The following is a 9,152-nucleotide window of genomic DNA, read 5'->3' on the forward strand; positions in this document are numbered from 1 at the left end:
CAGCTGAGAAGGGGGTGCCTGCCTGGGTGGTGGGCACCCCCTCGGCGTCCCGGTGGAAGGCACGCCCGTTGTCGGACCCTGTCCGTAGCCTTGGCTGAAGTACCTGAGACAGGAGCGCACGTGGCCCGCAGCGGAATCAACAAGCGTGAGATCGACAAGTGGGCGAAAGGCTTGGTCAAAGAGACCAAAAAGAGCCTGGATCGGGAGCAGCGACGGAACCCGCTCCGCGTATCCGCCCAGATCGATGCCATCACCGGCGCGGTCCCGGGCGGCGGGGTGACCGAGAGCAACGGCTATCTGGCGCGGCTGTTGCTGTGGCTGGATGGCTGCGCGCAGGACAACCCGTCGGGCTACATCAACGTGGCCGCCTTCCCCGAGGAGCTCCGGCTGGAGGACGAAGACCCGGTCATCCTGGCTCTTCAGCTCGACCAGCACGGCCTGGTGGAGCTCCTGCGCGCCATGGGGCCCCGGACCCATGTCCGTCTCACCGACGCCGGCCGCGTCGCCGCGCGCCAGCTGAAGGACCTGCAGAAGGACCGCGCCGCCCGGATCCGCCACACGATCGATGCCCTGCTGCGGTGGCTCTTCGACGCCGCCAGCGACCAGACACCCGTCAACCCGGCCCTGTTCCTTACGGCCCCCAGCTCCTACTTCGCCGGAACAGAGATCAGCGGAACAGATCTGCACCAGGCGCTCGTCTACCTGGCAGAACACCGCCTCATCGACCACAGCGACACCGACCCGGCCACGGCCGCCATCACACCTCAGGGCACGAGCTGCGCCCTGGCAGGAGGAAGCGTGCAGGACCACATCAACCAGCCCCGCCCCGCCACCACGTACAACACCTACCTGCCGAACGCCAAGGGCGTCATCATCGGCGAGCAGCAGCACTTCACGCAGAACAACACCGACGGCGTCGACCCGGCCTTGTTCATCCAGGCCGCCGGGTACATCGGCCAGGTCAGCACCATCCTGGGGATGCCCGACGAGGACCGGGTGGAACTGGAGCGCGTCGCCCAGGACCTCCACGACGAGGCGACCTCCGACAACCCCGAGCCCGGCCGTCTGCGCCAGTTCGCCACCCAGCTCAAGACCAAGCTCCTGGAAGGCACCTCCACCATGGCTGCGACGCAGGGCGTCCAGCTCATTGAGCAGGCCCTCGCCGCGCTCACGCAGTAGCCGCGCTCGCACCACCACGGGCCCCGGGGGGATCAGCCATGACATCCCCGGGGCCCGGCTCTATGGAGTCACCGGGTCTAACGATCCCCACCCGGCAACGTCACCCTGCCAAGCACTGGTTGGACGGGAGCAGGGGGGAACAGAGGCAGGGAACTGCGGTAGACCAGAACCATGAACAGCCAAGAAGTGCTCTGCGTCCGCTGCGGCAGCGCAGACACCCGAATCACCCGCATCGGCCAGACCAGCGCGGACGGCGACTGCTTGCGCTGCGACAAACCCTTCCAGGCCACGCCCTGCCAGAACTGCGGCGGCTACCGCATCGACGGGTCCTTCGGAGTCTCCGGCAGCAGGTTCGAGACCCTTCCCGAAACCGTGACGTGCGGGGACTGCGGCCACGCCAACCCGCTGCGCGATCCCGGCCCGCAGAGCGTGACCGCGTGACGCCCACCCCACCCGACACCGTCGGTACCGAGGACACACGACTGATCGTGGTCCGGGGCAACAGCGCCTCGGGGAAATCATCCGTCGCGGACGGCCTGCGCGAGCAGTTCGGCCGCAACCTCGCCCTCGTCGGCCAGGACAACCTGCGCCGGACCGTGCTGCGCGAACGCGACCGGCCCGGCGGCGCCAACATCGGCCTGATCGACCTCACCGCCCGCTACGCCCTGGACAACGGCTTCCACGTCGTCGTCGAAGGCATCCTGTACGCCGACCGCTACGGCCCCATGCTCCAGAACCTGGTGCGTGCCCATCGTGGCGTCTCGCGCTGCTACTACCTCGACGTGCCGTACGCGGAGACGGTGCGGCGGCACGCGACGAAGCCGGATGCCGAGTACCTCACACACGTCACCCCCGATCACCTCAGCGACTGGTACCGGGAGCAGGACCTGCTGCCCGACGAGTTCGAGAGCGTCATCGGCGTGAAGAGCACCCTGGACGACACCATCCAGCAAATCCTGCACGAAAGCGGGCTGGACCAGATCCCCCCGATCGACCGCTGACGATGGTTGGGGGTCTCTTGGCTCCTGCCGCACACAGGAAGAACATCCCCGGCGGCCCGACTGCGAAGCTACGGGCCCACCCTTCCGTGCCCGGGGAGCCCTCGCCCACACCACCGCCCCCGATCCCGCCGACCCGCCCACCGCGAAGGAGCTGACTGCCGCATGGTGACCCTGCGCGCCCTGCGCCCCGACGACGCCGCCGCTCTCACCCGCATCTACAGCGGCGCTTCCATCCGGCACACCACCGGCAAGCCCCTCACCCTTGACCAGGCCCACGAGAAGATCAGCGCAGCCCTCGCCCGAGCCGCCGAAACCCCACGTGCGCAGTGGAGTTGGGGCATCTTCGACGAAGCCGAGATGATCGGCCTGATCTCCCTGCGCCGACGCACCCCGGCCATGGGCACCCTCAGCTACATCCTCCGTGACGACAGCTGGGGCCGCGGATATGCCACCCAGGCCGCCCGCCAGGTTGTCTCCGCGGCCTGCACCACCGCCGGTCTGAACCGGCTGGAGGCCATGCACCACCCCGACAACCCCGCCTCCGGCCGCGTCCTGACCAAGGTCGGCTTCACCCGCGTCGGAACGGCCGCCCGGGACACCGAGACCGGAACCGTTCCCTACGAGCTGTACGTACTGGAGACCGACGGCATCTGAACCAGCGCAGGCGCGGGGCCCGAACGGGCTGCTCCTGATCGACCGCTGACGGCCCATGAGGCCCGCCACCGCAGGTACGGTCAGCTTCACGGCACGCAAGACGGCACACCACCGGACCCAGGGGGGCCAATGGGAGTGGAGAGCGAACCGCAGAGCATCCCGTGGGGCGGCGAGTGGCGACGACACCTCCGCTCCGATAAGGAGACGGATCTTGTCCGCTCCTGGATGCGCCACCTCGAATGCCCCACCTGCAACGCAGCCGCCGGACGCGCCTGCCGCACCGCAGGCGGTCGCCCCACCAACCACCACCGGGCTCGCCGCGACGCCGTTGGCCCGATCCCGTACGAGCAGTGGCGGAAGGAGGGCCTCATCCCGGAGCAGCGGACGTACACGATCCCGGCCGTGCTCAAGGAGTCGCAGAAGGCCCGCATCGACTTCAACGTGGACACCGCCCTGGCCGACGGTGTGGCGGTCGTCCGCATGTTCCTCGCCGACCGGCTCGGTCTGCTCCTCCAGGGCGAGGAGGCCATCGACCGCATCGACGACGCCGTACGCAAGCTGATCGAGGTCCGCGGCCCGGTGGGGACGGCCGACGTGGTCACTGTCCTCGCCCACCAAGTCGCTTCACTGCTGGTTGCGAACGCCGGCCCCGACGGCGACCCGGAGGCCCTGTTCGACACGGTGATCCGCGCGCAGATCGACGTTGCCCGCAAGATGCAGAAGATCCAGAGGGAGCGCGCCGGGGACTGACCCGGCCGACTGGCTACGCGTGGCCCTGCTCGCGGGTTTCACCGGCAGCGGCGTAGCGGGTCAGGTCGATACCGGCTGCGCGGGCTTCCTTGAGCCGGATGGACACCAGACCGGCGGAAACGGACAGCTCACGCGCGATCTCGAACCCCTTCAGCCCCTGGCGGTGCAGCTCGACGATCTGGTCCCGGCGCTGCCGGGACCGGTCCTCGTACGCCGCGCGTTCCTCAGCGACCATGCGCCGCACCGTCCGCGGGGACACCGCGAACCGGCCCGCCAGCTCACGGGCCGTCACGGTACGGCGCTCACGCACGGGCTCCTGCGTCACGACGCCCCCCTCATGAACTCCAGCATGGCTGCGGCACGCTCGTCCCGGCGCGCAGCGCGCGCGGTGCCGCTCTTCTTGCCGCGGGCCGACTGGATGGCGACGAAGGTGGCCTCGTACACGGCCGCGCCGTCCCGCCACATCCGCGACCGTGTCGTGATCCACCGGTGGATGCTGTTGGCGATCGCACGCGCCTCCACGGTCGGCAGCGGCTCGGCGAACTCCGCGTTGCGGGTGTGCACTTCCGCGTGGATGGCACTGTGGAGCGTCTCGGAGCTGCCGAAATGGTGACGGACTTCGCGGTACGCCCAGGTCCGGGCCGTCTCGAAGATCGAGCAGTTGCGCCCCAGCCCCGTGATGTTGGTACGGAACCTCTTGGTCTCCCGCCAGCGCGTCGGCGGCATATGGCCGCCCAGCGCCTCCTCCAGCCCTCCGAGCGTGTGGAGACCGCCATGGAGCCACTCCGTGCTCCAGTCCGCGTGCAACGGGTTCTTCGTCATCAGCCCCGAGTAGGCCGCATCCCCATCCATCGCCCGACGCAGTCCCTCGGTGACGGCGGCCGCGTAGGCCAGCGGCTTGCGCCGGGCGTACTCGGTCCGCGTCACCGCCTCCGCCAGAGCCCACACCGCATGCGCATGCCCGTTCACCGGGTTCTCCACCACCGCGTTGGGCAACGGATGCGATCCCACCGACGACACCGCCCGCAGCACCGCATCGGCATGATCCACGTCCACGACGAGCAGATTGCTCACCGCCGACGGGTTCGCCTCCACGTAACGACGCGTCATCGCCACCGGCCGCCGCTCCCGCCGGATCCCCTCATGCAGTCGGTTCGTCGCGTACGGCCGCAACGGCAGCCACAACTCTTCCCACTGCCCCACGGGCAACTCCACGTTCATGCGCTGATCATCCCGGGTCGGTCAGGCAGGAGAGCACCGGACACGCCGCGAGATTTAAAGTCGGTCACGAACCAAGTCAGATGATTGCGGCTCCCGGGCCCTGCTCCACCCGGCAGCCGCTCCACCCCGCTTTCAAGGGCGGTGAGCTTCAAAGTCGGACAGAAACCAAGTCAGATGGTTCCGACCGGGAGCCCCGGACCGTCACGTAAGCCGGATCTTTAAAGTGCGTCACGAAGCCAAGTCAGATGGTTCCGAACTCTCCGCCCCACCCGCCTCCGCCGAACTCCACTTGCGGGAGCCGGTCCTACGGTCCCTCGTTCTGCCTGCAGTACACGGGCCGACGTCTCCCAGCTGCCCCACAGCCAGCAGGGGGAACACCCAAGACCCCAGGGTCTACACGCACTCCAGTGCGATGCCACGGCGTCCGAGCCCCCAGCATCAAACTGGAGTGCGTGTAGACCCTGGTACGCGCCGCCGACTCCGGCCGGGAGAAGGCCCGTTCGACTACGGCTGACCACACAGCGGTGGTGCCGGACAGGATCACCCTGTCCGGCACCACCGCTCGTTCCCGCTGCTCACCGGCTGAGGCGGATACGCGGCCCCCACACGTACTCGAGGTCGTCCAGCAGGACGGCCTCTTCCTCCTCGTCCCACCGGCCGCGCAGTGCGAACGGGCTGGCCTCCATCCGCTCCAGGATGACCAGGGTCTCGGGCTGCCCGATCAGTGCGTACCGGCCGTGTGAGGCGGGTGTGCTGCCCGGCCCGTACGCGCGCAGCATCTCCTCCAGGCGGGCGCGGTGCTCCTTCACGAACGCCTCCAGGCGCTCGATGTACCCCTCGCGTTCCTCGGCGGGCACCGTGCTCAGCGCGACGTCCAGGAACTCGCCGTCCGGCCAGTGCCGCTTCCCCGGCGCGGCCAGGGCCCACGGGAAGCGCTCCGCCGCCGCCAGGACGTCCGTCGCCTCCAGCACCACGGCCGGGGCGGGTTCTTCCGCCGGCGCTTCCTCCGGGGCCGGGGAGTCCGGCCGCTGGAGGTGGGCGAGGAGCATGGCGTTGGAGGCGGCGAGGCCGCGCCCCGTGGTGGCGGTGGAGTCGGCGATGCGCAGCAGGTAGCTGGCGACGTCGCGGACACCGTCGAACCAGCCGTCCTCGAAGTGCTGCTCGGATCCGTGCGGGGGGCTGCTCTCGGAGATCCAGGTGTGGGCGCTGGCCACCGCTCCGGCCTCCACCTTCGACACGATGTCGTCCGCCTGCTCGTTCGTGAGCCCGGCGGCGGCCAGGGCCTGGAAGACGATGAACCGCGCGTCGATGGCCTCGTCCTGGTGGTGGCTGATGCGGGCCAGCTCCTGGCCGTACGCGTCCGCGCCCTGCTGCTGCTCGGTGCTCATGCCGCCCACTCCAGTCCGAGTTCGGCCAGCGCGGCGAGCTTGTCGGCGGTCAGCCTGTCCCGGCGGCTCTTGCTGTTGCTGAGGAACACCCCGAGCTTCACCTCCGACCCGTCCGGCAGCGCCTCTACGTGGGCCCTGGGGACCTTCACAGAGCCCTCGCGAGCCTTGTACTGCGCCAGGGCCGCCACGCCCTTCTCGAAGGCGCTCGCGGCCTTCGTGAGGGCCTTGGGGGGCTCCGCCTTCTCCGGGGGCAGGGGTACGACGCCGACCGCCTCCAGGAGTTCGCGCTGCCCGTCCATCAGGCCAGCCCAGACCGTGTGCTGACGCTGCTTCACCAGCCACTTCCCGATGTCCATGCCGTGGACGGTGAAGCCGGGCAGGACCTCGGACTGGTCGTCCTCGTCCGTCAGCAGCTCCCGCAGCGCGGCGTAGTGCCGCTGCCACTCCGCCGGCCATACCGGATTCCAGTGCTCGTCCAGGGCCTCCAGCGCGTTGTTCCACTCGGGGTGGCCCTCCAGCGCACCGGCACGCCGCAGGTTCGACAGCCACTGCCCCACCGGCCGGTCCAGCATCGTCGCGGACCGGGGCGCGCACAGCGTCCAGTGCTGCTCGTAGTACGCCTTGGCGGCCTCCAGGTTCTCCTGGAACCGCTCGTCCGCCACACTCCAGACCATGCCCAGCTTCTCCAGCCGCTGCGCGCGCAGGCCGGTCATCTGCCCCGCCCCGTACGCCCGCCGCTGCTCCGCGACCCACTGACCCAGCGGGTACGCGCCCTCCTTGTGCCCGTACGGCACCCGGGCGTGAAGCTCACGCTCCGCGAACGTCTTGAGCGCCGCCCAGCCGCGCCCCCAGTCCTGGCGCTCCGTGTCGATCACGTTGAAGGAAATCCACTCCGCGACCATCACCGGATCACGTGGAGCGGCAAAACGGAGCAGCAGACGGGATTCATCCTCGTCATCATCGGGCGCGGAACCGATGTACTCGGACGGCTCCACGACGTTCTTCTGAGGCTCCTGTGGAATCGCCAGCAATTCCACGGCCTCTTCATCGTGAGCCCGAAGACCTTCCAACACCTTGACCAGAGGACGGTACGAACTCGACGTGAACATATCCTCCGGCTGCTCTCCCGGCTGGAGGAAAATCGGCACGATCAAAGAGGCGAGCTTCCCCTGTCCCGGCTTCTGACGCAGCGCCCTGCCGATCGCCTGGACGATGTCGTGCGGCGCACCCTTGGGGTCGAGGAGGGCCACCGAGTCCACGGCCCGGATGTCCACGCCCTCACCCAGGACACGGCAGTTCGAGAGGACCGCGCGCCGGGCGGTCGACCCGAAGTTGCCCAGGACGTCCCGCCGGCGCTCGGGGACGTGCTCGCCGCACAGCCAGTCCGCCCAGATCTCCGCCGGGTACTTCTCGGGCTGGTCCGCGTGCAGCCGCTTGGCCACCCGCTGCAGGCCCTCCGCGTACGCCTGTGCCTCTATCGTCCGGTGGTGGAAGGTGATGCACGTCTGGAGCCGGTGCTTTTCCATCGTGTGCATCAACGCCGCCTGGAGCGCCCCCAGCCGCTGCCCCCGCACCTCCTCGCTGCGCCGGTCCTCGCCCATCAGCTTCTGCGGCGTGACGATGGGGTCCTGGAGCTCCAGGACGATGATCTGGTAGCGCGCCAGCAAACCGCGGGACACCGCCGACGCCAGCGACAGCTTGTAGAGGACGGGCCCGAATACGGCCTCATCGTCCATCGAGGCCGCCATCTCCTCCGGCAGCGCGTCCCGTACTCCCTCCGCGACCTCCCAGTTCGGCCGCTCCTGCCAGATCCGTGGCGTCGCCGTCAGATACAGCCGGCGCCGGGCGGGGATGACGTTCTGGTTGTGGATGTCGGCCCACGCCTTGCCCATCGAGCCCGACGTGCGGTGCGCCTCATCGACCACGGCGAGGTCCACAGGCGCGAGCTGCTGCCCGTAGGCGCCCTCGAACGCCTCCGCCAGCGCCCCCAGCGACGCGTACGTGCCGAAGATGACGACAGGGCCCTCGCCGTGCCACAGGGCCAGTTTGACGGGGTTGGTGGTGGAGCGGACCTTGAGGCTCCACAGCTCCGTGTCGTCGGTGAGGCCGCACACCGCGACGGCCGGCCCCGTGTGCCCCGCCGACCGCCAGGCCCGCACGGTCTGGGTCAGCAGGTCCAGCGTCGGCACGAGGACGAGAATGCGGCCCTTGGGCACAAGTCGCTTTGCCGCCGCCGCCGCAATGATGGTCTTTCCCGTCCCGCACGCGGCGTGCACCTGCCCGCGCAGGCCATTCACGGGGATACCGCCCGGCGGGATATCAAGGCCGCGCACAATGGCGGCCACGGCCTCAATCTGGTGGTCACGCAGTTTCACGGCCATTCCCGTGTTCTCCTTTTCGCGGAATTCGGCGCGCAATCAGAAAAGAAAGTCCGGCGCGGCGCGAGGGGCCGGGGGTACTGAAGTCTGATCCCAGACTCTACACAGTGCCGACCCGTGATGCATCACCCTTGTGGCAGGTTCGTCCCCACGGATGATACTTGGCCGATTTTCCCCCGTGGCGACGATTCACCGTGTATGCTTACGGGGTGCCGTTGAGCAGCGACGGAGTGATTCGCGAGTGGGGGAGGGGTCAGGGTGGAGCGCAGCGGAGCCCGTCACTGCGGTGAGTCCGGCACCCGATCGGGCCGACGGACCGTCACCCTCGTTGCGGGGGTGGTAGCTGGGAATTCCAGGTCCTACACAGGCCCGCGCATGATGCACCTCCTCCTGTAGCCAGCCTCAGTGATCGCGCTTGCGCGATCACACCAATTCGCGCTTGCGCGAATTGCATTCCTTCCGGAATTCCGTTTACGGAATTCCATTCCGGCGCTTGCGCCGGAATTCGAATTGCGCTTGCGCAATTCGCCGCTCTATGCCCCGGCTTGCCGGGAAGCATATCAAATCCAGCGTACTTCGTT

General features: G+C 68.9%; 9 protein-coding genes. 5 read left to right on the forward strand and 4 right to left on the reverse strand.

Features of this window, described 5'->3' with window-relative positions:
- Window positions 1–120 precede the first annotated feature (120 nt).
- The 5 genes from OG897_RS40290 (at window position 121) to OG897_RS40310 (ending at window position 3,584) form a co-directional block, all read left to right on the forward strand.
- Window positions 121–1,179: a hypothetical protein gene (locus OG897_RS40290; RefSeq protein WP_266665393.1), complete on the forward strand. Its 1,059-nt coding sequence runs from the start codon at window positions 121–123 to the stop codon at window positions 1,177–1,179.
- A 171-nt stretch (window positions 1,180–1,350) separates the two neighbouring features.
- Window positions 1,351–1,620 (forward strand): hypothetical protein, encoded by a 270-nt coding sequence (locus OG897_RS40295; protein ID WP_266665395.1) that lies wholly within the window; start codon window positions 1,351–1,353, stop codon window positions 1,618–1,620.
- The gene (locus OG897_RS40300) at window positions 1,617–2,180 is read left to right on the forward strand and encodes an AAA family ATPase (protein WP_266665397.1); all 564 of its coding nucleotides are present in this window, start codon (window positions 1,617–1,619) and stop codon (window positions 2,178–2,180) included. Before OG897_RS40295 ends, OG897_RS40300 begins: the two co-directional genes overlap by 4 nt.
- 162 nt (window positions 2,181–2,342) lie before the next feature.
- A complete protein-coding gene (locus OG897_RS40305; protein WP_266665399.1) occupies window positions 2,343–2,834 on the forward strand; it encodes a GNAT family N-acetyltransferase in 492 nt (163 codons plus the stop codon).
- A gap of 129 nt (window positions 2,835–2,963) precedes the next feature.
- The gene (locus OG897_RS40310; protein WP_266665401.1) at window positions 2,964–3,584 is read left to right on the forward strand and encodes a hypothetical protein; all 621 of its coding nucleotides are present in this window, start codon (window positions 2,964–2,966) and stop codon (window positions 3,582–3,584) included.
- A gap of 13 nt (window positions 3,585–3,597) precedes the next feature.
- Here OG897_RS40310 and OG897_RS40315 read toward each other — a convergent pair whose 3' ends face one another.
- The 4 genes from OG897_RS40315 to OG897_RS40330 form a co-directional block, all read right to left on the reverse strand.
- Window positions 3,598–3,909, reverse strand: coding sequence for a hypothetical protein (locus OG897_RS40315; protein ID WP_266665403.1), 312 nt, complete (start codon window positions 3,907–3,909; stop codon window positions 3,598–3,600).
- Window positions 3,906–4,805, reverse strand: a complete 900-nt coding sequence (locus tag OG897_RS40320) for a replication initiation protein (RefSeq protein WP_266665405.1) — start codon at window positions 4,803–4,805, stop codon at window positions 3,906–3,908. The genes OG897_RS40315 and OG897_RS40320 overlap by 4 nt, the downstream gene beginning before the upstream one ends.
- A gap of 575 nt (window positions 4,806–5,380) precedes the next feature.
- On the reverse strand, window positions 5,381–6,193 hold the full coding sequence (locus OG897_RS40325) for a hypothetical protein (RefSeq protein WP_266665407.1): 813 nt from the start codon (window positions 6,191–6,193) through the stop codon (window positions 5,381–5,383).
- A complete protein-coding gene (locus OG897_RS40330; RefSeq protein WP_266665409.1) occupies window positions 6,190–8,574 on the reverse strand; it encodes a DEAD/DEAH box helicase in 2,385 nt (794 codons plus the stop codon). The genes OG897_RS40325 and OG897_RS40330 overlap by 4 nt, the downstream gene beginning before the upstream one ends.
- Window positions 8,575–9,152: the final 578 nt, after the last annotated feature.

Origin of the sequence: Streptomyces sp. NBC_00237, from assembly GCF_026342435.1 — a bacterium.
In the GTDB taxonomy this organism is placed as follows: Bacteria; Actinomycetota; Actinomycetes; order Streptomycetales; family Streptomycetaceae; genus Streptomyces.